This is a genomic window from Leisingera aquaemixtae, from assembly GCF_001458395.1.
GTDB classification, from domain to species: Bacteria; Pseudomonadota; Alphaproteobacteria; order Rhodobacterales; family Rhodobacteraceae; genus Leisingera; species Leisingera aquaemixtae.
Genome location: NZ_CYSR01000002.1, coordinates 19,781 through 41,690, shown reverse-complemented (window position 1 = coordinate 41,690; position 21,910 = coordinate 19,781). Strand labels below are relative to the sequence as shown.

Sequence of the window (21,910 nt, the reverse complement as noted above, 5' to 3'; positions counted from 1 at the left end):
GAGCCTTGTGCGGAATGCCCGGTTGGCCGGCTTCATCTTTCCTCAAATACTCTCGCCGAAGGCGAAACTTCATAGGGGCTCCGCCCGTCCGGTCCTGAAGCTTTGCCCTTGAAAGCCTCCAAGGCGGGCCTCACCCCGCCGCAGACTCCCGCCGTCTGCGGCACCCGCCCGGTGCACGGGGGGTGCACAGGGGGTGCACGCATGCCACCCCCTCATTTTGCACCTTGGGCTTGCCAAACCCCGGCCCGCTTGCGCATATCCCCTCAACAGCATCAGGAGGGCAGCACGTGACCGCATCAGAACCCCGCGAAACCATGATCGCCGTGATCGGCGGTTCGGGCATCTACGAAATCGACGGGCTCGAAAACGCCGAGTGGGTTTCGGTGGAAACCCCTTGGGGCGCCCCGTCCGATCACATTTTCACCGGCTCCCTGGGCGGCGTGAAGATGGCCTTCCTACCCCGCCACGGCCGCGGCCATGTGCACTCCCCGACCGAAGTCCCCTACCGCGCCAATATCGACGCGCTGAAGCGGCTGGGCGTCACCGACGTGTTCTCCGTCTCCGCCTGCGGATCGTTTCGCGAGGAGATGGCGCCGGGCGATTTTGTCATTGTGGATCAGTTCATTGACCGGACCTTCGCGCGCGAGAAAAGCTTCTTCGGCACCGGCTGCGTCGCCCATGTGAGCGTCGCGCACCCGACCTGCGAGCGGCTCTCGGACGCGGCGGAGGCTGCGGGCCGGGACGCGGGCATCAAGGTCCACCGCGGCGGCACGTATCTCTGCATGGAAGGCCCGCAGTTTTCGTCCATGGCGGAAAGCAAGATGTACCGCGAGCAATGGGGCTGCGACGTGATCGGCATGACCAACATGCCCGAGGCCAAGCTCGCCCGCGAGGCTGAGCTGTGCTACGCCTCAATCGCCATGGTCACCGACTACGACAGCTGGCACCCGGAGCATGGTGCGGTGGAAATCACTGATATCATTGCGACTTTGCAGGGCAATTCGGCCAACGCCCGCGAGCTGGTGCGCCGTCTGCCCGACCTGCTGGGACAACAGCGCGCGGACTGCCCGCACGGCTGCGACAAGGCGCTGGAATACGCCATCATGACGGCGCCGGAGCGGCGGGATCCGGCGCTGCTGGCCAAGCTCGACGCGGTCGCCGGCCGGGTGCTGGGCTGATCCCCGGCAGCAACAGTTTTCAGGTTTCGGGGCGGGCCAGAGGGTACCGCCCCTTTTCTTTGCCCAACAGGGTGCCTTTATCAGTCAACAGGATTTACCTCAGGATTTCAGGACTTTTTCATGCGGCTTCACGGATTGGACATCGCCCGTTTCCTCGCCTTCTGCGGCATGGTGCTGGTCAACTTCCGGATCGCAGCGCAAGTAAGCTCGGGGACAGATGCCATCTCGCTGTTCACCAACGCCCTGGAAGGCCGCGCCGCGGCGCTATTTGTCATCCTTGCCGGCGTTGGCTTGTCTGTCGGCAAGCCGGACCGGGCAACCCTGCTGCGCCGCGCGCTGTTCCTGTTCCTGATCGGGCTCTTGAACCTGACCATCTTCGAAGCCGACATCCTGCATTTCTACGCGCTCTACTTCCTGGTGGCCCTGCCGTTCCTGACGGCCTCCGGCCGGGTGCTGCTGCTGGCGGCCGCGGGCACGGTGCTGATCGGCCTGATCAGCCTGCTGGCACTGGACTACGAGGCGCATTGGAACTGGGCGACGCTGGCTTACGCGGACTTCTGGACGCTGGAAGGCTTCCTGCGCCATTCGTTCTTCAATGGCTGGCACCCCGTGTTTCCCTGGGCGGCCTTCCTGTTTCTGGGCATGTGGATCGGCCGCCTGAACCTGGCCAGCCGTACCGTGCAGGCGCGCCTGGTGCTATGGGGCGCAGCCGCAGCGGTGCTGGCGGCCTTGCCCGGGCTATTGGTACAGAACCCGGACCTGGCAGAGCTTTCGGGCACCAGCGCCATTCCCCCCGGGCCCTTCTACATCCTCGCAGCCTCCGGCAGCGCGATGGCAGTGATCGGGCTGACGCTGGCCATCACCCCGGCTTTGGACAAGGCGGGCCTAGCCGAATGGCTGGCCGCCCCGGGCCGGCAGGCCCTGAGCCTCTATGCGGCGCATATCCTGCTTGGCATGGGCACCCTGGAGGCTATGGGTCAGCTTGATGGCTCGCTATCTGCCGAGCAAATCTTCGGCTACTCTCTGGGCTTCTGTGCCCTGTCCATGGTGGCGGCCTGGATCTGGAGCCTCTTTGCCAAACGCGGGCCGCTGGAGGCCTTGCTGCGCTGGAGCACCAGCTTTCCCAGGTGAAGCCCGCCAGCGGACCAACTGCGGCGCAGAAGGAATAGTCCGCACGCCGCCAACGCTTGCCGCGTTACGTCAGGATCCTTTGGATAAAGCGGCGGATTTCGCGGGCCGCCGTCGTGTCCAGATCCCTGCACAGCCCGGCAAGGGCGCCCCGGTTCTCCTTGCCGAAGCGCAGGATCAGCTGGCTGGCCTTCTTGCCCTGCGCCGCCGCGACTGGCGAAGTGCGCAACTGGCCTGGCTTCCATAAAGCCTCTACCGCAGCGGCCTGTCGCGGCGGAATACCCGGCACGGCAAGTGACGTCACCGGCACGGCTGCCGGTTCCCCCTTGCATGACAGCGCGGCTTCGGCCAAACCCCCTGTGCCTGGCGGCAGTGCCGGGCCGCCGGAACCGATGCGCCAAGGGGAGCCAAGCCGATGCCCAAGAAGACCGCTGTTAAGGATTACATCCGCACCATCGTCGACTTCCCGCACGAAGGGATCATGTTCCGCGATGTGACCACCCTGTTTGCCGATCCGCGCGGTTTCCGCATGGCGATCGACCAGATGCTGCATCCCTACGCGGGCGAGCAGATCGACAAGGTTGTGGGGCTTGAGGCGCGCGGCTTCATCCTGGGCGGCGCGATTGCGCATCAGCTGAGCGTCGGTTTCGTGCCGATCCGCAAGAAGGGCAAGCTGCCGGGCACCACCATCAGCCAGGAATACAAGCTGGAATACGGCGAGGCGATTGTCGAGATCCATGATGATGCAATCAAGCCGGGCGAGAAGATCCTGGTGGTGGATGACCTGCTGGCGACCGGCGGCACCGCCGGGGCCGGCATCAAGCTGATCGAGCGGCTGGGCGGCGAGATCGTGTCCTGCTCCTTCATCGTGGATCTGCCGGAGCTGGGCGGCCGCAAGCTGTTGGAGAGCATGGGGATGGATGTGCATGTACTCTGCGAGTTCGAAGGGCTCTGACGCCCGGCCTGCGGCACGTTCCTGCGATAGAGGCGCAGGCGGCGCGGCGCTCCCGCCCGTCCTGCGCCATTTTCTGCGAAAACGGCTTTGCCGGTTGGGCATGGCCTTTCAGGTGCCCCGCAAGGGCACCTGAAAGGCGCGCCGCGCGGATGCGCGGCGCCGGGCCCAAAGCCGCCAGGCGGTCCGGCGCAGCCGGGCAGCCGCGGGTGCGGGAGCCCTCCCTTATTCAGAGAAATCAGACGGCCCTCAGCACCGCGCCCGGGTTCATGATCCCGTTCGGGTCCAGCGCCTGCTTGATCGCACGCATGGCCGCCAGTTTGACCGGGTCACCGTACCGCTCCAGATCACTGGTCTTCATCCGTCCGATGCCATGCTCCGCGCTGAAGGAGCCGCCGAAGGTGTGGACCAGGTCATGCACCGCCTCCTTCACGGCGCCGCGCAGGTGGTCGTAGTCCTCCCGCCTGCGGCCCTTGGGCGGGAAGACGTTGTAGTGCAGGTTGCCGTCCCCCAGGTGGCCGAAGCAGTTGATCCGGAACGCGCCCAGTGTCTCCACCACCTCATGGCCGCGTTTGATGAACGCCGGGATCTCTGAGATCGGGACCGAGATGTCATGGCTTGAGATTGCGCCGATCGCCTTGTTGGCCACGGGGATATGCTCGCGCAGCGACCACAGCGCCTGCCGCTGCGCCTCAGATTGGGCAATGACGCCATCCTGCGCGAGCCCAGCCTGCTCGGCCGCCTCGAACAGCTCCGCCAGGGCGGTTTCAGGATCCAGCCCGCGCGGCAGGCCGACTTCTATCAGCACCGACCACTCAGGTGCCGGGGCGAACGGCTGGCGCACTTGCGGCTGGGTCTCGGCCAGGAACTCCAGCCCCTGCCGGTGGATCAGCTCAAAGGCGCTGACGGCCTCTCCGGCCTGATCCCGGGCCAGCGCCAGCAGCGCGATGGCCGCTTCCGGGTCCTTCACTGTGAACAGGGCCGTGCCCTGCCCCGCCGGGATGGGCGACAGTTTCAGGGCCGCAGCGGTGATCACCCCCAGAGTGCCCTCGGCGCCGATCAGCAGGTTCTTCAGGTCATAGCCGGTGTTGTCTTTTCGAAGGCGCGACAGCCCGTGCCAGACCTCTCCGGATGGCAGCACCGCTTCCAGCCCCAGGCACAAGTCGCGGGCGTTGCCATAGCGCAGCACGTTCACCCCGCCAGCATTGGTCGCGAGGTTGCCGCCGATCCGGGCCGAGCCTTCCGCCGCCAGCGACAGGGGAAACAGCCGGTCTGCCGCCTGCGCAGCGGCTTGCACATCCGCCAGAATGGCCCCGGCCTCGGCGATGATCACGTTTTCCTGCGGGTGAACCGCGCGGATCGCCGTCATCCGCTCCAGCGACAGCAGCAGCGGTGCCGGGCCGTCAGGCATCACCTGGCCGCCGACCAGACCGGTGCCGCCGCCGTAGGGCACGACCGGCACCCGGGCGGCATTGGCCTCGCGCACCAGGGTTGCGGCCTGTTCCACGGTGTGCGGCAGCCCCAGCACGCCCGCCTGCCCGCGATAGCGCCCGCGCGGCTCCTCCAGGTGGCGCGGCTCGGGCTGGCGCAGCACGCCTTCGGGCAGCAGGGCAGAGAGGCAGGCGGCAAAGGCGGGATCGGCGGGGTTCAGGCTCATGCCTCATCCATGCCGCAAGGCCCGGCGGCTGGCAAGCGGGCTCACTCCTCTTCCAGCAGGTGCTTCGGCCGCAGCACATGGATGGTCGGGCGGCTGGGCAGACTGCGCAGCGAAACGCTGAGTGTGCTGCTGCCGTCATCGACCACATCGAACTCCGGGCCGATCCGGGCCAGGAAGCGGTCCAGCGAGTAGTCGCTGAACCAGTGCATCGGGATGATGACAGAGGACCGCAACCGCCCCAGCACCTCCAGCATCTGATCGAGCGGCAGGGTGATGCCGCCGTCCACCGCTGCCATCACCACGTCCAGCCGCCCCAGCGCGGCATATTGTTCCGGCGTCGGCACATGGTGCAGGTGGCCCAAGTGGCCGATGCAGAGGCCCGCCGCCTCGAACACGAAAATCGAATTGCCCCGCTGCTCCACCCCGCCGAACATATTGCGGATATCGGTGGAGACATTGCGGATCAGCATCTCCCCAAGGTCGAGGTGATGGTCGATGCCCGCCCCGAAAGGGCCCCAGCCTTCCAGCACATGCGGGATCGCCGGATCGGGGTGGGCCGTCCAATGGGTTTCATGGGCGTGGTTCATGGTGACGACATCGGGGATCAAGGGCGCAGCGCCGGTGAAGCCGGTGAAATCGGTGACCACATTCAGCCCGCCTTCGGTGCGCAGCAGAAAGGAGGCATGGGCGATATAGCGGATCAGCACGCTGTCCCTGGCCACCGGATCCTGCCAGCTGGCCTTGTGCAGGTAAGCCAGGCCGGGCGTGCCTTGTGCCAGCGCGATGCAATGGCTCGCCCGCCGCTCCTGTGCGTGGAGGGCACTGGCACAAAGGATCAGCCAAATGAAACAGCAGAGCGCGCGCATGGGGCAGGTTCTAGGGCGCAAACCACCGCTGTCAGCCCCGGGCGCGAAAAAATCTGCTGGGGCGCTCCCGCCCGCTCCGGCAGAATTGAAAAATTCCGCCTAGCGGTTGGGCCGGAATGCGCCGCGCCGCAGGTGCGGCGCCATGCCCAACGGGCGCGGTGCATGCCAATGCACTGGCGGCGGGCGGGAGACTTTGCCTTTTGCGGGGCCGGAGCGCCTAGGCTTGGCCAGTCAGGGTCTTGCCGCGCCGATCGTGGCGCAGGGCGGCGTAGAGCACATGGGTGCGCCAGCGGCCGTTGATCTGCAGATAGGACTGGGCAACGCCTTCATACTTGAAGCCGGATTTCTCCAGCAGCCCGCGGGAGGCCTGGTTTTCCGGCAGGCAGGCGGCCTCGATCCGGCTAAGGTCGAGCTTGGTAAAGGCGTGATGCACCACCGCGCCGATCGCCTCGCGCATGAAACCTTTGCGGGCAAAGGGCTGGCCGGTCCAATAGCCCAGCGTGCCGGCCTGGGCGGGGCCGCGGCGGATGTTGTCGAGCGTGATCGCCCCGACCAGAACCTGGTCCGACCGGCGGATCAGGAACAGCGGCAAGGCTGAGCCCGAGGCCACCGAGCGGCGCGCCCAGTAGACCCGGTTGGTAAAGCTCTTGCGGCTGAGGTGATCCGCCGCCCAGCTGGGCTCCCAAGGTGTCAGATAGGGCTGGCTTTGCAGCCTCAACGCCGCCCAGCCGTGAAAATCCGCATGCACCGGCGGCCTGAGGGTCAGGCGCTCGGTTTCAATGCGGACCTTGCGGCGGCTGAGCAGCATCAGGCAGCGCGCCTCTCCTGCAGCCTCTCAAGCGCCGGGGCGTCCGCCACCGGGCCATAAAGCGCCAGCGCCGCCGGCGCCGTCACCGCCATGGTCTCTGCCAGTTCGCGCACATCCTTGGTTGTCACCGCATTGATGCGATCCACGGTGCGCTCCAGCGACGGCACCTTGCCCCAGATCTGCACCAGCCGCGCCAGCCGCTCCGCCCGGTTCGAGGGGCTTTCCAGCCCCATCAGCATCCCCGCCTTCATCTGGGCGCGGGCGCGTTCCACCTCGGCCTCGCTCATATCGTCCGCAGCGCGCTTCATCTCGTCGATGGTGATGCCCGCCAGTTCCGCCAGCTGCTCGCCGGAGGTGCCTGCGTAGACGGTCATCGAGCCGGTATCGGCATAAGACCCCGCCTGCGAGAAAATGGTGTAGCAGAGGCCGCGCTTTTCACGCACCTCCTGGAACAGCCGCGAGGACATGCCGCCGCCCAGGGCGCTGGCATAGATCTGCGCGGTGTACATCGACTGGTCGCGGTATCCCGGCCCCTCAAAGGCCAGCGCAAAATGCGCCTGCTCCAGATCCTTCACCTGCCGCGCCTCGCCGCCGGTGAAAGTGGCGCCTTCGGCGGTGAAGTCCGGCTTGGCCGACATATGGCCGAACAGCTGCTCCGCCAGTTTGACCAGCGCGTCATGGTCCACACCGCCGGCGGCTGCCAGGATCATCTGGCCGGGGCCGTAATGTTCGGCGACAAAGCCCTGCAGATCCTCGCGGGAGAAGCTGCGCACGCGTTCTGCGGGGCCCAAGATGGTGCGGCCCAGCGGCTGGCCGCGGTAGCTTTCCTCCTGCAGCCAGTCAAAGATCACATCGTCCGGCGTATCCAGCGACTGGCCGATCTCCTGAAGGATCACCCCGCGCTCAACCTCAATCTCGCGCTGGTCGAACACCGGATTGAGCAGGATGTCCCCGATCACATCCACCGCCAGCGGCACGTCATCCTTCAGCACACGGGCGTAATACGCTGTCACCTCGCGCGAGGTGTAGGCGTTGATATAGCCGCCGACATCCTCGATCTCCTCGGCGATCTGCAGGGCCGAGCGCCGCTTGGTGCCCTTGAAGGCCATGTGCTCCAGGAAATGGGCGATGCCGTTCTGTTCAAGCCGCTCGTGGCGGCCTCCGGCAGTGACCCAGATCCCGACCGCCGCGGATTCCAGACCCGGCATATGCTCGGAGACGATGCGGAACCCGTTGGCGAGTGTGTGCTGCTGAACTGTCAATTCGCGATGTTCTTTCTGATATGATCCTCAAGGGCAGCCAGATCGTTGGCAATCCGGGTCACCCGTTCCGGCCTGTCATACAGGTCTGCCATGCGCGGGGGAAGAGGCGGATGAATGCCGCTGGCCTCTTCCACAGCCGCCGGGAATTTCGCCGGATGCGCAGTGGCCAGGGTGATCATCGGCACATCCGCCTTGCGGTGCTCATTGGCGACTTTCACCGCAACCGCGCCATGCGGGCACAGCAGCTCGCCGGAGGAGGCCAGTTCCGATTTGATGGTCGCCAGCGTCTCCTCCTCCGAGGTGCGGCCGGAGGTGTAGTTTTCGGCCAGCGCCTGCATCGCGCCTTGCGAGACATCAAAGCCGCCGTTCCTCAGTTCGTCCATCAAGAGGGCTACCGCCTTGCTGTCCTGGCCGTAGGCGTAGAACAGGGCGCGTTCAAAGTTCGACGAAACCTGAATATCCATCGAAGGACTGATCGAGGGCTGGGTGTCCCCCTTGTAATACCCCTGCCCCGACAGGCAGCGGTGCAGGATGTCGTTCTGATTGGTGGCAACCACCAGCTGGTCGATCGGCAGGCCCATCTGCTTGGCGATGAAGCCTGCAAAAATGTCGCCGAAATTGCCGGTCGGCACGGTAAAGCTCACCTTGCGCTGCGGCGCGCCGAGGCTCACGGCCGAGGAGAAATAATAGACCACCTGCGCCAGCACCCGGGCGATGTTGATCGAGTTTACGCCGGCCAGTTTTACCCCGTCGCGGAAATCGAAGTCGTTGAACATGTCCTTGACGCGGGCCTGGCAGTCGTCGAAGTCGCCATCGACGGCCAGCGCGTGCACGTTCTTGTCCTGCGGCGTGGTCATCTGGCGGCGCTGCACCTCGGACACGCGGCCATGCGGGTAAAGGATGAAGACGTCCACGTTGCTGAGGCCGCGGAACGCTTCCATTGCTGCTGAGCCGGTGTCGCCGGAGGTGGCGCCGGCGATGGTCACCCGGTCGCCGCGACGCTCCAGGGCAGTCTGGAACAGCTGGCCGATCAGCTGCATGGCGAAATCCTTGAACGCCAGCGTGGGACCGTGGAACAGCTCCAGCAGGAAATGGTTCGGGGCCAGCTGCTTCAGCGGCGCGCGGGCGGCGTGGCCAAAGCCCTCGTAGGCGCGGGCGATGATGGCGCGGAACTCCTCATCCGTGAAGCAATCGCCGAGGAAGGGGCGCATGACGCGAAAGGCGGTTTCCTCGTAAGACAGGCCCGCCAGCGCCGCGATGTCGTGATGGGACATCTGCGGGATATCCGCGGGCACATAGAGGCCGCCGTCGCGGGCCAGGCCGGTCAGCATCGCGTCTTCAAAGGTCAGCTCGGGCGCTTGGCCCCGGGTCGAGATATATTTCATCGCCTTCAGCTCTTCAGGTTCAAGGGCGGCTGCGCCGCAGGAAGTAGAGGGTCATCGCCGCCCAGATAAAGGCCAGCGAAAACCAGGTGATCGCATATTGCAAGTGGTCATTGGGGATGCCGGAGGTGGTGACCGGCATGGGGCGCAGCCCCGTCTCTCCTTCGGGTTTTGCGCGCAGGACAATCATTACAGGCTCAGCGCCAAGCTGCGCCGCCATCTGTTCCGCGTCGCGGGCATACCAGATGTTGCCGGAGAGATCCGGTTCAGGCGTGTAGCTATCAACCTCCTGAGGCCAATGGATGTTGCCCTCAATGGCGGCGGGGCCGGCCAGACGCGCGGCCTGCTTTTCGTTGACCGGGATAAAGCCGCGGTCGATCAGCACCCGGCGGCCATCCTCCAGAGTAAACGGTGAAATCACCCGGTAGCCGGGGCCGACATCCTTGATCGAAGTGAGGACGTGCAGTTCCTGCGCGCCGATCTCGCCTTGCAGGCGCACGGGGCGGTACTTGTCGGTTTCGGGGTCCAGCTGCGCGGGCAGACCGGCGGCAGGCGCACCATCGATCCGCGCCTCGATGGTGGCCAGAATGCCATCCTTCCAGGCCTTGCGCTGCAGCTGCCAGGTGCCCAGCCCGATCAGCACGGCCAGGCCCGCGCCGCTGATGATCAACAGGAAGATGACACGCCGCATCTGTGCCGCTCCGCTTCAAAAACAAGGGCGCGCAAGGTCTCCCCTGCGCGCCCTGTGTGTGACTTCATGAGTGCGGATAATCAACCGCAAACATGTAACCGGTACAAACCGCCCGTTACAGGCCGCCCCTTACAGGCCGGAAGTGCCCCAGATGTAGACAGCGAAGAACAGGAATAGCCAGACAACGTCCACGAAGTGCCAGTACCAGGCTGCGGCCTCGAAGCCGACGTGCTGTTCCGGAGTGAAGTCGCCCTTGATCGCGCGGATCAGGCAGACGGTAAGGAAGATGGTGCCGATGACCACGTGGAAGCCGTGGAAACCGGTGGCCATGAAGAAGTTCGAGTAGAACTCGTCCTCGCCGAACTTCCAGCCTTCGTGCAGCAGGTGGGCGTATTCATAGCCCTGCAGGAAGGTGAAGGCGACGCCGAAGGCGATACCGATGGCCAGGCCCTGGATCAGCGCCTTGCGGTCGTTGTTGTGCACCAGCGCGTGGTGCGCCCAGGTCACCGCACAGCCTGACAGCAGCAGGATCAGGGTGTTGATCAGCGGCAGGTGGAACGGATCAACGGCATAGATTTCCGGCGCCACGTATTCGGTGCCGACATAGGTCTCCATCGGGTACATGGCGTGTTTGAAGAACGACCAGAACCAGGCGAAGAAGAACATCACCTCGGACATCACAAACAGGATGAAACCGTAGCGCAGGCCGATGCGCACAACCGGGGTGTGATCGCCCTGGCGGCTTTCGGCCACAACTTCGGACCACCAGGCAAAAGCGGAGTACAGAACCGCGACAAAGCCGATCCAGAAAGCCCAGGCGGTGATGCCCTTCATCCAGAACACCGCGCCAACCAGCATGACGAAAGTGCCCACAGAGGCGGCCAGCGGCCAGATCGACGGCGGCAGAATATGATAATCGTGATTTTTAGCGTGCGCCATTTAAGTGTCCCTCACCTAGCGGCCTAGTTCGTGGTTGCGCCTGCCCCGGTGTTACCCCCGGTGTCGAGAGCGGCATAGCCCTCGGGCAGATCGATTTCATGAAACGTGTACGACAGCGTGATCGTATGCACGTATTTTGCATCCCGGTCGTCGATGATTTCGGGATCCACATAGAAGGTTACGGGCATCTGCACCCGCTCCCCCGGCTGAAGCACCTGCTCGGTAAAGCAGAAGCAGTCGATTTTCGAAAAGAACCCGCCGGCCTGATACGGCGCCACATTGTAGGACGCCTGGCCCGCCACCGGGCGGTCGGTCGGATTGTAAGCCTCATAGAACGCCAGGCCGGTTTCGCCCAGGCGGACTTCCATCTCGCGCTGGAGCGGCTTGAACTCCCACGGCATGCCGCGCTCTTTGGAGCCGTCGAAGCGCACCTTGATGGTCTGGTCCAGAATGGTGTCAGAGCCGGTGCTGGCCACGCCGGTGACGCCGCCAAAGCCGGTGACCCGGCAGAACCAGTCGTAAAACGGCACCGAGGCCCAGGACAGGCCGCCCATCAGGACGACAACGCCGACCAGCTGGAGAACGGTTTTCCGGGGACCCTTCAGCGCCATCAGTTCTGCTCCGCCTGAGTGTCAGGGAAAGAGAAGCCGTTGGAGGTGACCTTGACCATGGTCAGGGCCAGTATCAGCACCACGAAGGCGGCAAGCAGGATGCCGACACCCATGTTGCGGCCGGACCGGCGCTTGTGCAGCTCATGTTCCTTGTGCAGTGCCATGTTACCAGCCTCCCAGCCCATAGGGCTTCAGCAGCGCTTCGGCCAGGATCGCGCCGAAGTGCAGGAACAGGTAGAGCAGCGACAGTTTGAAGAAGCTGCGCTCCACCTTGAAATTGTCGGCTTCGGAATCGTTCTCGTCGCGGCGGGTGATCTTCCAGGCACCGTGCAGGAACAGAGCGTTCATCACCAGCGCCGCGGCCAGATACAGCGGACCGCCAATGCCGGAGAAGGCAGTGCCTACCGCCAGAACCGCCAGCAGCATGGTGTAAACCAGAATGTGCACGCGGGTGGCGCGGCGGCCGTGGGTCACGGTCAGCATCGGCACGCCTGCGTCGTCGTAGTCGGAGCGCATGAACAGCGCCAGCGCCCAGAAATGCGGCGGCGTCCACATGAAGGTCAGCAGGAACATCAGCCAGGGCTCAACCGACATGGTGCCGGTGGCGGCAATCCAGCCAATGACCGGCGGGAAGGCCCCGGCGGCACCGCCGATCACGATGTTCTGCGGCGTCGCGCGCTTGAGCCACATGGTGTAGACCACCACGTAGAAAAAGATGGTGAAGGCCAGGAATGCGCCAGCAAAGACATTGGCGGCCAGCGCCAGCATGATCACCGACAGGCCCGACAGCGCCAGGCCCAGCGCCAGCGCCTCGCCCGGCTCAACCTTGCCGGCCGGAATCGGGCGGCCCTTGGTGCGCTTCATTACCTTGTCGATATCCGCGTCCCACCACATGTTCAGCGCGCCCGACGCGCCGCCGCCGATGGCGATGAACAGGATGGCGCAGAAGCCGACAACGGGATGCACAGCCACAGGCGCGGCCAGCAGACCCACCAGAGCAGTGAAGACCACCAGCGACATGACACGGGGTTTCAGCAGGGCGAAGTAGTCGCCAAAGCTGGCCTCGTCCTCATATGCCCGGCTTGCGTTGATGCTTGCGTCGCTCATCTTGGGTCCTTTTGGCGGCAACGGGTGCGCATCGCTGCGCACCCTGATCTTGGGTCTGACCTGCAGGACGCCCGCTCAGGCACCCCGCAGCAGCCAGCTATCAGTTGGAGGCGACCTGGTAGGCCTGCGGCAGCCCCGCGTACTCTTCCTTGGCGCCTTCCAGCCAGGCGTCATACTCTTCCTGGGTCACGACCTTGACGGTGATCGGCATATAGGCGTGGTCCTTGCCGCACAGCTCAGAGCACTGGCCGAAGTAGATGCCTTCCTTGCCCTCGTCGACCTTGAACCACAGCTGTGCCAGGCGGCCCGGAACGCCGTCCTGCTTCACACCGAAGGCCGGGATGGTCCAGGAATGGATCACGTCGGCGGCGGTCACGTTCATCACGATGGTCTTGCCCGACGGTACCACCACGGCGGTATCGGTGGCCAGCAGGTACTCGTCCTCGGCATAGCCGTTTGCAGCCAGCTGGTCCTTGGGCAGCAGGAAGCTTTCGAACCCGAACTCGTGGTCGGTGTACTCATAGCCCCAGTACCACTGGTAGCCGGTCACCTTGATGTTGATGTCGCCCTCGGGGATCTCCTGCTGGGCAAACAGCTGCGGCAGCGAGAAGGAGCCGATGAACACCAGGACCAGGATCGGGATCACGGTCCAGGCGATTTCGATCGGGGTGTAGTGGCTGAACTTGGCCGGGGTCGGGTTGGCGCGCTTGTTGAACCGCAGGATCGCCCACAGCAGCAGGCCCGCGACGAATACGCAGATCACGGTGATGATCACCAGGATCATATAGTCCAGGCGCTGCAGGCCTTCGGCCAGCGAGGTCGCCGCCGGCTGGAAGTTCAGCCCGCCGTCAACCGGCTTACCAATGGTTTCCAGACCTTCTTGCGCCATTGCTGGAAGGCTTGAAAGGCCGGCAAAAAGGCCCGAAAGCATCAAAGCGTTTTTCATGTTCTGTCCTGATCGGTTGATCGCATTTTTCTGCGGCAGCACGAATGGGGGGAATCAATGATTCCACAAAACGCACCAGCCCCGTTGTCTTTGACGCCGCTTAAAATCATATTCGGGCGTACAGATAAAGAGGCAGCCAAGCGTCAAACCGTCGCTTTCTTGATTTAGATCAAAAAAATCTGAGGACCGTGCCATGGAAAACCCAGCCTTCCGCCCCTTTGAAACCGCGCTTCCGCAGGATGAGGCGCTGGCGACCCTGCGCGATGCGCTGAATGGTGCGGAGGATGGTGAGATCTTTGCCGAGCGCCGCAAGTCGGAAGCGCTGTCGTTTGACGACGGGCGGCTGCGCAGCGCCAGCTACGATGCCTCCGAAGGCTTTGGTTTGCGGGCCGTGAACGGCGATGTGGCCGGTTACGCGCATTCCACCGATGTCTCCATCGCATCGCTGAAACGGGCGGCAGAGACGGCCAGGCTGGCTGTCGGAGCGGGCGGCGGCACTTACTCGGACCCGCCGCAGGCCACCAACAAGAAGCTCTATACCGATGCCGACCCGATCAGCGCCATGCCGTTCCCGGTGAAGGTGGAGACGCTGCGCGAAATTGATTCTTATGCACGTGATCTGGATCAACGCGTGGTCCAGGTCTCCGCGTCACTGGCCGCCTCGCTGCAGGAGGTGGAGATTCTGCGCGCCGACGGGGTGCGGGTGCGCGACACCCGCCCGATGGCACGGCTGAACGTTTCGGTGATCGTGGAAAAAGACGGCCGCCGCGAAAGCGGCTCTGCCGGCGGCGGCGGGCGGCTGGGCTTGGACGGGCTGGTCGACCCGAAGCACTGGCAGGCCCAGGTGCAGGAAGCGCTGCGGATTGCGCTGGTCAATCTGGACGCGGTCCCTGCCCCGGCGGGCGAAATGGACGTGGTGCTAGGCCCCGGCTGGCCCGGCATCCTGCTGCACGAGGCGATCGGCCACGGGCTGGAGGGCGACTTCAACCGCAAGGGATCGTCGGCCTTTGCGGGGCTCATGGGCCAGCAGATCGCCGCCCGGGGGGTGACGGTGCTGGACGACGGCACCATCCCGGACCGGCGCGGCTCGATCACTGTGGATGACGAGGGCACGCCCAGCCAGAAGACCACGCTGATCGAGGACGGTATTCTGGTCGGCTTCATGCAGGACCGCCAGAACGCGCGGCTGATGGGGGTTTCCCCCACCGGCAACGGGCGGCGCCAAAGCTATGCCCATGCGCCGATGCCGCGGATGACCAACACCTACATGCTGGGCGGCGGCGCCGACCCGGGCGATCTGGTGGCATGCATCAAGGACGGCATCTGGGCGGTGGGCTTTGGCGGCGGCCAGGTGGACATCACCAACGGCAAGTTCGTGTTTTCCTGCACCGAGGCCTACTGCGTGAAGGACGGCAAGGTCGGCGCACCGGTTAAGGGTGCCACGCTGATCGGCGACGGCGCCACCGCGCTGAAGCAGATTCGAGGCCTTGGCAACGACATGGCGCTGGACCCCGGCATGGGCAATTGCGGCAAGGCGGGCCAATGGGTTCCGGTCGGCGTGGGCCAGCCCTCGGTGCTGATGGGCGGGCTGACCGTTGGCGGCTCGGCGGCGTGAATCACTGCGTCAAAAACCGGTAAAACCATGATACTTCCGCAAATTTCCGGGCCGGAAGCCAGCGCTTCCGGCCCCTTTTTCTGCTTCGGGCGGCGCGCGCTCTCTGCCGGATTTGTATTTCTTCATTTGTTCTCGACACTTAGGAAAATTTTCAGGGTATTGGTTAAAAACTGCCGGCTGTTCACCAACTGTTAACCGCCTAAGGGTTAATTCTAGTCCTGCAAACAGGCGGAGCTGCGGATGACTGAAGAAGCACATTCTTCCACTCACCCCCCACTCCCACCCACCACGGAAGATACTCAGTTTTCATGGCTTCGCCTGTTGCGCTCCAAGCGGGTCGGCCCGGTGACATTTCACCGGCTGCTCGCTGAATACGGTTCAGCGCAGAACGCGCTGGATGCGCTGCCCGAAGTGGCACGCTCCGCAGGCATCAAAGGGTATGAAACATGCCCTGCCAATGCGGTGGACGCCGAAATTAAGGCCGCAAAAGCCGCCAAAGCGCGGCTTTTGTGCTTTCCGGACCCTGACTATCCCAAACTGCTTGCCGGGCTGAAGGATGCCCCGCCCCTGCTGTGGGCCATTGGCGACCTCTCTGTGCTGGAGCGGCCGGTGATAGCCATGGTCGGGGCACGCAACGCGTCCTCCCTGGGGCTGCGGATGGCGCGGTCGCTGGCGCAGAACCTGGGCGAGGCAGGCTATACCGTGGTGTCCGGCATGGCGCGCGGCATCGACACCGCCGCCCACCAGGCAGCCTTGAAGACCGGCACCATCGCGGTGCTGGCCGGCGGCGCCGACGTGATTTACCCCGCAGAAAACGCCCGGCTGGCCGAAGACATCTGCAAAACCGGGCTGCGGCTGTCGGAACAGCCGATGGGCCTGACACCGCGGGCCCGCGACTTTCCCAAACGCAACCGGATCATTGCGGGCCTTGCCCGCGCCGTTGTCGTGGTGGAGGCCGCGGCGAAGTCCGGCACCCTGATCACCGCCCGCGACGCGCTGGATTACGGGCGCGAGGTCCTTGCGGTGCCGGGCCACCCATTCGATGCCCGCAGTTCCGGCTGCAACCGGCTGATCCGCGACGGCGCCCAGCTGGTGCGTGATGCCGCCGATGTGCTGGAGGCGCTGCCGCCGCTCGACCCGCACCTGCCCGCCGATGATGCACCCGCCTTGCAACAGGCCCTGGCGGAGCTGCCCCCGCCGCCGCCCCAGCGGCGCAGCCTTGCGCAGACGCACGCCCTGCACCAGCAGATCCTGGGCAGGCTGGGCCCCTCCCCCACTTCCGAGACCGAACTGATGCGCGGCCTCGCCCTGCCGCCGCATGAACTGGCGCCCGCACTTACGGATCTGGAGCTTGAAGGGGCGATCCTCCGCCAGCCGGGCGGGCTGCTGTGCAAGGCGTTTCCGGATGAAAGCGATTGACCGCAGACGCCGCTGAAACGGCCCTCCCGGCACCGCGGCCAATGCACCCGGATTGACAATCGCCTCTTGCGCCCCACATGTTGCCCCGCCATAGAACCCGCAGAAGTGGTCCGAAGAGGTATCAGAATTTATGCCAGTCGTTGTTGTCGAATCCCCGGCCAAAGCAAAAACAATCAATAAGTATCTTGGCCCCGACTATACGGTTCTGGCGTCTTACGGCCACGTGCGCGACCTGCCGGCCAAAGACGGATCCGTCGACCCGGATGCGGATTTCGGCATGACCTGGGAGGTCGCCAACGATTCCCGCAAACACGTGAAGGCCATCGCCGACGCGCTGAAGGACGACAATGCGCTGATTCTCGCCACCGACCCCGACCGCGAGGGCGAGGCGATCAGCTGGCATTTGCAGGAAGCGCTGACCAAACGGCGGTCGATCAAGAAGGACACCGCCGTCAGCCGCGTCACCTTCAACGCGATCACCAAGGAAGCGGTAACCGAGGCGATGCGGAACCCGCGCGAGGTCGACATGCCGCTGGTCGAGGCCTATCTGGCCCGCCGGGCGCTGGATTACCTCGTGGGCTTCAACCTGTCGCCGGTCCTGTGGCGCAAGCTGCCGGGCGCGCGCTCTGCCGGCCGGGTGCAATCGGTCTGCCTGCGCCTGATCGTCGAGCGCGAGATGGAGATCGAGGCCTTCAACGCGCAGGAATACTGGTCGGTGCGCGCCCAGCTGGCCACCCCGCGCGGCCAGGAGTTCGAGGCACGCCTGACCGTCATGGGCGGCGACAAGCTCGACAAATACAGCCTCAAAAACTCGACCTCTGCCGAAATGGCGGTGCAGGCAGTGGCCTCGCGCAAGCTCAAGGTGCTGTCGGTCGAGGCCAAGCCTGCGGCCCGCAACCCCTCTGCCCCCTTCATGACCTCCACCCTGCAGCAGGAGGCCAGCCGCAAATTCGGCATGGGCGCACGTCAGACCATGAACGCGGCGCAGCGGCTTTATGAGGCGGGCTACATCACCTATATGCGGACCGACGGCATCGACATGGCGCCGGAAGCCGTGCAGGCCGCCCGCGCCGAGATCGAAAAGCGCTATGGCGCCGAGTATGTTCCCTCCTCGCCGCGGATCTACAAGAACAAGGCCAAGAACGCCCAGGAGGCGCACGAGTGTATCCGCCCGACCGATATGGGCCGCGATGCCAAGGCGCTGAAGGTGACCGACGACGACCAGCGCAAGCTCTATGACCTGATCTGGAAGCGGACGCTGTCGTGCCAGATGGAAGGCGCCCGGCTGGAACGCACCACCGTCGACATCGGCTCGGACGATCAGCAGGTCGTGCTGCGCGCCACCGGCCAGGTGGTGCTGTTTGACGGCTTCATGCGGGTTTACGAGGAAGGCCGCGACGATGTCGCGGATGAGGACGACAAGCGCCTGCCGCAGATCATGGAAGGCGAAGCGCTGAAATTCGCCTCCTCGCTGGCGGCACAGGCCGAAAAGGCCGGCAAGGAGGCTTCAGTCCTGTCGGACAACGGCGCCGTGCTGGCGCTGCAGCACCACACCCAGCCGCCGCCGCGCTATACCGAGGCGACGCTGGTCAAGCGCATGGAAGAGCTCGGCATCGGGCGCCCTTCGACCTACGCCTCTGTCATCACCACGATCCAGGACCGCGAATACGTCCGCAAGGACAAGAACCGCCTGTTCCCGGAGGACAAGGGCCGGATCGTTACCATCTTCCTGCTGAACTTCTTCCGCAAATACGTGGGCTATGAGTTCACCGCCAATCTGGAGGAAGAACTCGACGACGTGAGCGCGGGTGAACGCGACTACAAGGACCTCCTGGGCCGGTTCTGGCGTGATTTCTCGGCGGCGATCGCCGAGACCTCCGAACTGCGCATCACCGAGGTGCTGGACGTGCTGGACGCAGCACTTGCGCCGCAGCTCTACCCGCCGCGTGAGGATGGCACCGATCCACGCACCTGCCCGAAATGCGGCCAGGGCCAGCTGCACCTGAAGACCTCGCGCACCGGCGGCTTTGTCGGCTGCGGCAACTATCCCGAATGCAACTACACCCGCCCGATTTCCGGCGAAGGCGCCGAAGGGTATGAACGCGTCCTGGGCGAGGATGACGGCGACGAAATCCACCTGAAATCCGGCCGCTTCGGGCCCTATGTTCAGCGCGGCGAAGCCACGCCCGAGAACAAGAAGCCGCCGCGCTCCTCGCTGCCCAAGCAGGGCAAGGACTTCCTGCCCGGCTGGGGGCCGAACGAGATCACTCTTGAGCAGGCCCTGACCCTGCTCACCCTGCCGCGCGACATCGGCCAGCACCCGGACGGCGGTGCCATCCAGTCCAACCTGGGCCGGTTCGGGCCCTATATCGCGCATCAGCTGCCCGATGAGGAAAAGCCGGTGTATGTGAACCTCAAGGAGACGCTGGACGTCTTTGAGATCGGCATGAACCGCGCGGTGGAGATGCTGGCCGAGAAGCGTGCGAACCCTGGCCGCCGTGGCAGCCGCGCGGCTGCCAAGCCGCTGAAGGAGTTGGGCGAGCACCCCGAAGGCGGCGGCGCGGTCAACATCATGGACGGGCGGTACGGGCCTTACGTCAAATGGGAGAAGGTGAATGCCACCCTGCCCAAGGACGTTGAGCCCAAAGACGTGACCATGGAAATGGCAGTGGAGCTGATCGCCGAGAAATCGTCCAAGGGCGGCAAGAAGAAAGCCGCGGTGAAAAAGCCCGCTGCCAAGAAGAAGGCCGCCCCGAAGAAAGCCGCGTCCTAAGACCGGGGGCGGATGGCGGCACCCATCAGTGCCGCCATAGCCGCCTCGTAGGGCGCAGGTTCAGCGCCTTCGGCAATGGCAAGCGCCGCCCTGTCGAAGGCTGCTGACACCACCACCGCCAGCGCATCAAGCCCGGCTTCGTCCAGGCCGGTGCCCGCAGACGCAAGCCCCATCCTCAGCGCCCTGCGCCCTCCTCCGGCATCAATCTCATCCATCGCAGCAGCGCCAAGCACCGCGGGTCCATCGACCAGCAGAATGCGGGCACGCCCCGGAACGGCCATCGCGGTAAAATACGCCCTGCTGCCGGCTTCCAGCCCCTCCGCGCCGGGCACCCTGGCCGCGGCCTCGATCGCTTGGGTCACCGCTTGGGCCTCCGCCTCGGCGACGGCAGCGAACAGCGCCTCCTTCCCGTCAAAATGATGGTACAGCGCCCCGCGCGTGACCTCTGCGGCCTTGACGACTTCGGGCGTCGACGTCTCGGCATAGCCTTTTTCCGCAAACAGAATTCGGGCGGCAGTGATCAGCCGCTCGCGCATCGCAGCCCGGCGGGCGGCGTTCGGGACGGGGGTTTTATTCTCTTGCATACATGCAGCCTGTATGTTTATCCTCACATGCATACAGACTGTATGTTTTCCATGAGAGGTGCAAGATGAAAGTGACCCAATACTATCCGGTGCTGCAAACAAGCGACGTCGCGGGCACCGCCGCATTCTACCAAACCCACTTCGGCTTCAGGCCGGCATTTAAATCGGATTGGTACGTGCATCTCCAATCCTGCGCGGACCCCGCCGTGAACCTGGCCATTCTGGACGGAACCCACCCCACGATCCCCGAAGCCGGGCGCGGCAACAGTGCCGGCGTCATCCTGAACTTCGAGGTCGAGGACGCCGCTGCCGAATACACCCGGCTGACCGGCGCTGGCCTGCCGGTGCTGAAACCGCTTGTGGACGAGGACTTCGGGCAGCGCCACTTCATCACCGCGGATCCGAACGGCGTGCTGATCGATGTCATCACCCCGATCCCGCCCAGCGCGGAATTTGCAGACCAATACGCCGAAGACGCCCTGCCAGTATGACCTCCGGCCGTGGCGGACCGCCTGCCCGCGCAGGCCGCCACGGCCGCTCCGTAGAAATACGCAAACTTCTCCGTATCGTTGACTTGTGCCCGCCCCGGCGTCAGAACCACTGTCAAACGGTAGTTGTTGGGAGAGCTCCATGAAAAAGGTTTACGCCAACGCCGCCGAAGCGCTCGACGGGCTGCTTCACGACGGCATGCTGATCGCCGCGGGGGGCTTTGGCCTCTGCGGCATCCCCGAACTGCTTTTGCAGGCAATCAAGGACGCGGGCACCAAGGACCTGACCTTTGCCTCCAACAATGCAGGCGTCGACGATTTCGGCATCGGCATCCTGCTGCAGACCAAGCAGGTGAAGAAGATGATCTCCTCCTACGTGGGCGAGAACGCGGAATTCATGCGCCAGTACCTGTCGGGCGAGCTGGAGCTGGAATTCAACCCGCAGGGCACCCTGGCCGAGCGCATGCGCGCCGGCGGCTGCGGCATTCCGGGCTTTTACACCAAGACCGGTGTCGGCACCGTGATCGCCGAGGGCAAGGAGCACAAGGATTTCAACGGCGAGACCTATATCCTGGAGGAAGGCATCTTTGCCGATCTCTCCATCGTGAAGGCGTGGAAGGCGGATGACACCGGCAACCTGATCTTCCGCAAGACCGCCCGCAACTTCAACCCGCCCGCCGCCATGTGCGGCAAGATCTGCGTCGCCGAGGTGGAGGAAATCGTGCCCCGGGGCGCGCTTGACCCCGACCAGATTCACCTGCCGGGCATCTACGTGCACCGCATCATCCAGGGCGAGCACGAGAAGCGCATCGAGCAGCGCACCACCCGCAAGCGTGAGGAGGCTTGAACCATGGCTTGGGACCGCAATCAAATGGCCGAGCGCGCTGCGCAGGAGCTTGAAGACGGCATGTATGTGAACCTCGGCATCGGCATTCCGACGCTGGTGGCGAACTACGTGGGCGACAAGGACATCACCCTGCAGTCAGAGAACGGCATGCTGGGCATGGGCCCCTTCCCCTATGAGGGCGATGAGGATCCGGACCTGATCAACGCGGGCAAGCAGACCATCACCGAGCTGGCGCGCACATCCTATTTCGACAGCGCAACCTCCTTCGGCATGATCCGCGGCGGCAAGATCGCAGCGGCGATCCTGGGCGCGATGGAAGTGGCCGAGAACGGCGACCTGGCCAACTGGATGATCCCGGGCAAGCTGGTCAAGGGCATGGGTGGCGCCATGGATCTGGTCGCGGGCGTCGGCCGCGTGATCGTGGTGATGGACCACACCAACAAGCACGGCGACAGCAAGGTGCTGAAGGAATGCACCCTGCCGCTGACCGGCAAGGGCGTGGTCGACCGCATCATCACCAACCTGGGCGTTCTGGATGTCGCCGATGGCGGCCTGAAGATCGTCGAGCTGGCCGAGGGTGTCAGCGAAGAGGAACTGCGCAGCTCCACCGAAGCCACCATCGTCGGCTGATCCCGGATCAGAGCTGACACGATAAGG

22 protein-coding genes are annotated in these 21,910 nt (G+C 64.7%); 9 read left to right on the top strand and 13 right to left on the bottom strand.

The features are described 5' to 3' along the window. Nucleotides 1-314: 314 nt before the first annotated feature. The gene (locus tag PHA8399_RS00270) at nt 315-1,178 is read left to right on the top strand and encodes an S-methyl-5'-thioadenosine phosphorylase (protein WP_058284222.1); all 864 of its coding nucleotides are present in this window, start codon (nt 315-317) and stop codon (nt 1,176-1,178) included. A gap of 120 nt (nt 1,179-1,298) precedes the next feature. Next, complete coding sequence (locus PHA8399_RS00265) at nt 1,299-2,309, top strand: DUF418 domain-containing protein (protein WP_058284221.1); 1,011 nt, start codon at nt 1,299-1,301, stop codon at nt 2,307-2,309. 64 nt (nt 2,310-2,373) lie between these two features. Here PHA8399_RS00265 and PHA8399_RS22160 read toward each other — a convergent pair whose 3' ends face one another. Continuing rightward, a complete protein-coding gene (locus PHA8399_RS22160) occupies nt 2,374-2,658 on the bottom strand; it encodes a hypothetical protein (RefSeq protein WP_145976952.1) in 285 nt (94 codons plus the stop codon). Between the two features lie 63 nt (nt 2,659-2,721). Between PHA8399_RS22160 and PHA8399_RS00260 the strand changes: the two genes are divergently transcribed. After that, the gene (locus tag PHA8399_RS00260; RefSeq protein ID WP_008556837.1) at nt 2,722-3,261 is read left to right on the top strand and encodes an adenine phosphoribosyltransferase; all 540 of its coding nucleotides are present in this window, start codon (nt 2,722-2,724) and stop codon (nt 3,259-3,261) included. A 235-nt stretch (nt 3,262-3,496) separates the two neighbouring features. Here the strand turns inward: PHA8399_RS00260 and PHA8399_RS00255 are convergent, their stop codons facing one another. From PHA8399_RS00255 to coxB, 11 genes are all read right to left on the bottom strand, one after another. Beyond that, a complete protein-coding gene (locus PHA8399_RS00255; protein WP_058284220.1) occupies nt 3,497-4,915 on the bottom strand; it encodes an FAD-binding oxidoreductase in 1,419 nt (472 codons plus the stop codon). 41 nt (nt 4,916-4,956) lie between these two features. Further along, the gene (locus tag PHA8399_RS00250) at nt 4,957-5,781 is read right to left on the bottom strand and encodes an MBL fold metallo-hydrolase (protein WP_058284219.1); all 825 of its coding nucleotides are present in this window, start codon (nt 5,779-5,781) and stop codon (nt 4,957-4,959) included. A gap of 217 nt (nt 5,782-5,998) precedes the next feature. Further along, on the bottom strand, nt 5,999-6,589 hold the full coding sequence (locus PHA8399_RS00245; RefSeq protein WP_058284218.1) for a GNAT family N-acetyltransferase: 591 nt from the start codon (nt 6,587-6,589) through the stop codon (nt 5,999-6,001). Next, nucleotides 6,589-7,851: a M16 family metallopeptidase gene (locus PHA8399_RS00240; protein ID WP_058284217.1), complete on the bottom strand. Its 1,263-nt coding sequence runs from the start codon at nt 7,849-7,851 to the stop codon at nt 6,589-6,591. Before PHA8399_RS00240 ends, PHA8399_RS00245 begins: the two co-directional genes overlap by 1 nt. Beyond that, a complete protein-coding gene (thrC, locus tag PHA8399_RS00235; RefSeq protein ID WP_058284216.1) occupies nt 7,848-9,236 on the bottom strand; it encodes a threonine synthase in 1,389 nt (462 codons plus the stop codon). The genes PHA8399_RS00240 and thrC overlap by 4 nt, the downstream gene beginning before the upstream one ends. 19 nt (nt 9,237-9,255) lie before the next feature. Then, nucleotides 9,256-9,924: an SURF1 family protein gene (locus PHA8399_RS00230; RefSeq protein ID WP_058284215.1), complete on the bottom strand. Its 669-nt coding sequence runs from the start codon at nt 9,922-9,924 to the stop codon at nt 9,256-9,258. A 129-nt stretch (nt 9,925-10,053) separates the two neighbouring features. Continuing rightward, on the bottom strand, nt 10,054-10,863 hold the full coding sequence (locus PHA8399_RS00225) for a cytochrome c oxidase subunit 3 (RefSeq protein WP_058284214.1): 810 nt from the start codon (nt 10,861-10,863) through the stop codon (nt 10,054-10,056). Nucleotides 10,864-10,886: 23 nt separating this feature from the next. Beyond that, complete coding sequence (locus PHA8399_RS00220) at nt 10,887-11,474, bottom strand: cytochrome c oxidase assembly protein (protein ID WP_058284213.1); 588 nt, start codon at nt 11,472-11,474, stop codon at nt 10,887-10,889. Next, nucleotides 11,474-11,638, bottom strand: coding sequence for a cytochrome c oxidase system small membrane protein (locus PHA8399_RS00215; protein WP_058284212.1), 165 nt, complete (start codon nt 11,636-11,638; stop codon nt 11,474-11,476). The genes PHA8399_RS00220 and PHA8399_RS00215 overlap by 1 nt, the downstream gene beginning before the upstream one ends. Nucleotide 11,639: 1 nt before the next feature. Beyond that, a complete protein-coding gene (gene cyoE / locus PHA8399_RS00210) occupies nt 11,640-12,581 on the bottom strand; it encodes a heme o synthase (RefSeq protein ID WP_058284211.1) in 942 nt (313 codons plus the stop codon). Nucleotides 12,582-12,681: 100 nt separating this feature from the next. Continuing rightward, entirely contained in the window at nt 12,682-13,527 is an 846-nt protein-coding gene (gene coxB, locus PHA8399_RS00205) for a cytochrome c oxidase subunit II (protein WP_058284210.1), read from the bottom strand. Between the two features lie 193 nt (nt 13,528-13,720). On the opposite strand from coxB, the gene tldD reads away from it, so the two are divergent. From tldD to topA, 3 genes are all read left to right on the top strand, one after another. Further along, nucleotides 13,721-15,142: a metalloprotease TldD gene (tldD, locus tag PHA8399_RS00200; RefSeq protein WP_058284209.1), complete on the top strand. Its 1,422-nt coding sequence runs from the start codon at nt 13,721-13,723 to the stop codon at nt 15,140-15,142. A 240-nt stretch (nt 15,143-15,382) separates the two neighbouring features. Next, on the top strand, nt 15,383-16,561 hold the full coding sequence (gene dprA, locus PHA8399_RS00195; RefSeq protein ID WP_058284208.1) for a DNA-processing protein DprA: 1,179 nt from the start codon (nt 15,383-15,385) through the stop codon (nt 16,559-16,561). 130 nt (nt 16,562-16,691) lie between these two features. After that, the gene (topA, locus tag PHA8399_RS00190) at nt 16,692-19,334 is read left to right on the top strand and encodes a type I DNA topoisomerase (protein WP_058284207.1); all 2,643 of its coding nucleotides are present in this window, start codon (nt 16,692-16,694) and stop codon (nt 19,332-19,334) included. On the opposite strand, the gene PHA8399_RS00185 is transcribed toward topA, so the two are convergent. Beyond that, the gene (locus PHA8399_RS00185) at nt 19,331-19,918 is read right to left on the bottom strand and encodes a TetR/AcrR family transcriptional regulator (RefSeq protein ID WP_058284206.1); all 588 of its coding nucleotides are present in this window, start codon (nt 19,916-19,918) and stop codon (nt 19,331-19,333) included. The two genes, topA and PHA8399_RS00185, sit on opposite strands and share 4 nt — an antisense overlap. Before the next feature lie 65 nt (nt 19,919-19,983). On the opposite strand from PHA8399_RS00185, the gene PHA8399_RS00180 reads away from it, so the two are divergent. The 3 genes from PHA8399_RS00180 (at nt 19,984) to PHA8399_RS00170 (ending at nt 21,883) form a co-directional block, all read left to right on the top strand. Beyond that, complete coding sequence (locus tag PHA8399_RS00180) at nt 19,984-20,409, top strand: VOC family protein (RefSeq protein ID WP_058284205.1); 426 nt, start codon at nt 19,984-19,986, stop codon at nt 20,407-20,409. A gap of 139 nt (nt 20,410-20,548) precedes the next feature. After that, the gene (locus PHA8399_RS00175; RefSeq protein ID WP_027243363.1) at nt 20,549-21,253 is read left to right on the top strand and encodes a CoA transferase subunit A; all 705 of its coding nucleotides are present in this window, start codon (nt 20,549-20,551) and stop codon (nt 21,251-21,253) included. Nucleotides 21,254-21,256: 3 nt separating this feature from the next. Further along, nucleotides 21,257-21,883: a CoA transferase subunit B gene (locus PHA8399_RS00170; protein ID WP_058284204.1), complete on the top strand. Its 627-nt coding sequence runs from the start codon at nt 21,257-21,259 to the stop codon at nt 21,881-21,883. Nucleotides 21,884-21,910 lie beyond the last annotated feature (27 nt).

Bases quoted from the DNA above. Each gene is read 5' to 3' on its own strand.
- PHA8399_RS00270 (WP_058284222.1), top strand. From the start codon at position 315: ATGATCGCCGTGATCGGCGGTTCGGGCATCTACGAAATCGACGGGCTC.
- PHA8399_RS00265 (WP_058284221.1), top strand. From the start codon at position 1,299: ATGCGGCTTCACGGATTGGACATCGCCCGTTTCCTCGCCTTCTGCGGC.
- PHA8399_RS00260 (WP_008556837.1), top strand. From the start codon at position 2,722: ATGCCCAAGAAGACCGCTGTTAAGGATTACATCCGCACCATCGTCGAC.
- PHA8399_RS00255 (WP_058284220.1), bottom strand. From the start codon at position 4,915: ATGAGCCTGAACCCCGCCGATCCCGCCTTTGCCGCCTGCCTCTCTGCC.
- PHA8399_RS00250 (WP_058284219.1), bottom strand. From the start codon at position 5,781: ATGCGCGCGCTCTGCTGTTTCATTTGGCTGATCCTTTGTGCCAGTGCC.
- PHA8399_RS00245 (WP_058284218.1), bottom strand. From the start codon at position 6,589: ATGCTGCTCAGCCGCCGCAAGGTCCGCATTGAAACCGAGCGCCTGACC.
- thrC (WP_058284216.1), bottom strand. From the start codon at position 9,236: ATGAAATATATCTCGACCCGGGGCCAAGCGCCCGAGCTGACCTTTGAA.
- PHA8399_RS00230 (WP_058284215.1), bottom strand. From the start codon at position 9,924: ATGCGGCGTGTCATCTTCCTGTTGATCATCAGCGGCGCGGGCCTGGCC.
- PHA8399_RS00225 (WP_058284214.1), bottom strand. From the start codon at position 10,863: ATGGCGCACGCTAAAAATCACGATTATCATATTCTGCCGCCGTCGATC.
- PHA8399_RS00220 (WP_058284213.1), bottom strand. From the start codon at position 11,474: ATGGCGCTGAAGGGTCCCCGGAAAACCGTTCTCCAGCTGGTCGGCGTT.
- PHA8399_RS00215 (WP_058284212.1), bottom strand. From the start codon at position 11,638: ATGGCACTGCACAAGGAACATGAGCTGCACAAGCGCCGGTCCGGCCGC.
- cyoE (WP_058284211.1), bottom strand. From the start codon at position 12,581: ATGAGCGACGCAAGCATCAACGCAAGCCGGGCATATGAGGACGAGGCC.
- coxB (WP_058284210.1), bottom strand. From the start codon at position 13,527: ATGAAAAACGCTTTGATGCTTTCGGGCCTTTTTGCCGGCCTTTCAAGC.
- tldD (WP_058284209.1), top strand. From the start codon at position 13,721: ATGGAAAACCCAGCCTTCCGCCCCTTTGAAACCGCGCTTCCGCAGGAT.
- dprA (WP_058284208.1), top strand. From the start codon at position 15,383: ATGACTGAAGAAGCACATTCTTCCACTCACCCCCCACTCCCACCCACC.
- topA (WP_058284207.1), top strand. From the start codon at position 16,692: ATGCCAGTCGTTGTTGTCGAATCCCCGGCCAAAGCAAAAACAATCAAT.
- PHA8399_RS00185 (WP_058284206.1), bottom strand. From the start codon at position 19,918: ATGCAAGAGAATAAAACCCCCGTCCCGAACGCCGCCCGCCGGGCTGCG.
- PHA8399_RS00180 (WP_058284205.1), top strand. From the start codon at position 19,984: ATGAAAGTGACCCAATACTATCCGGTGCTGCAAACAAGCGACGTCGCG.
- PHA8399_RS00175 (WP_027243363.1), top strand. From the start codon at position 20,549: ATGAAAAAGGTTTACGCCAACGCCGCCGAAGCGCTCGACGGGCTGCTT.
- PHA8399_RS00170 (WP_058284204.1), top strand. From the start codon at position 21,257: ATGGCTTGGGACCGCAATCAAATGGCCGAGCGCGCTGCGCAGGAGCTT.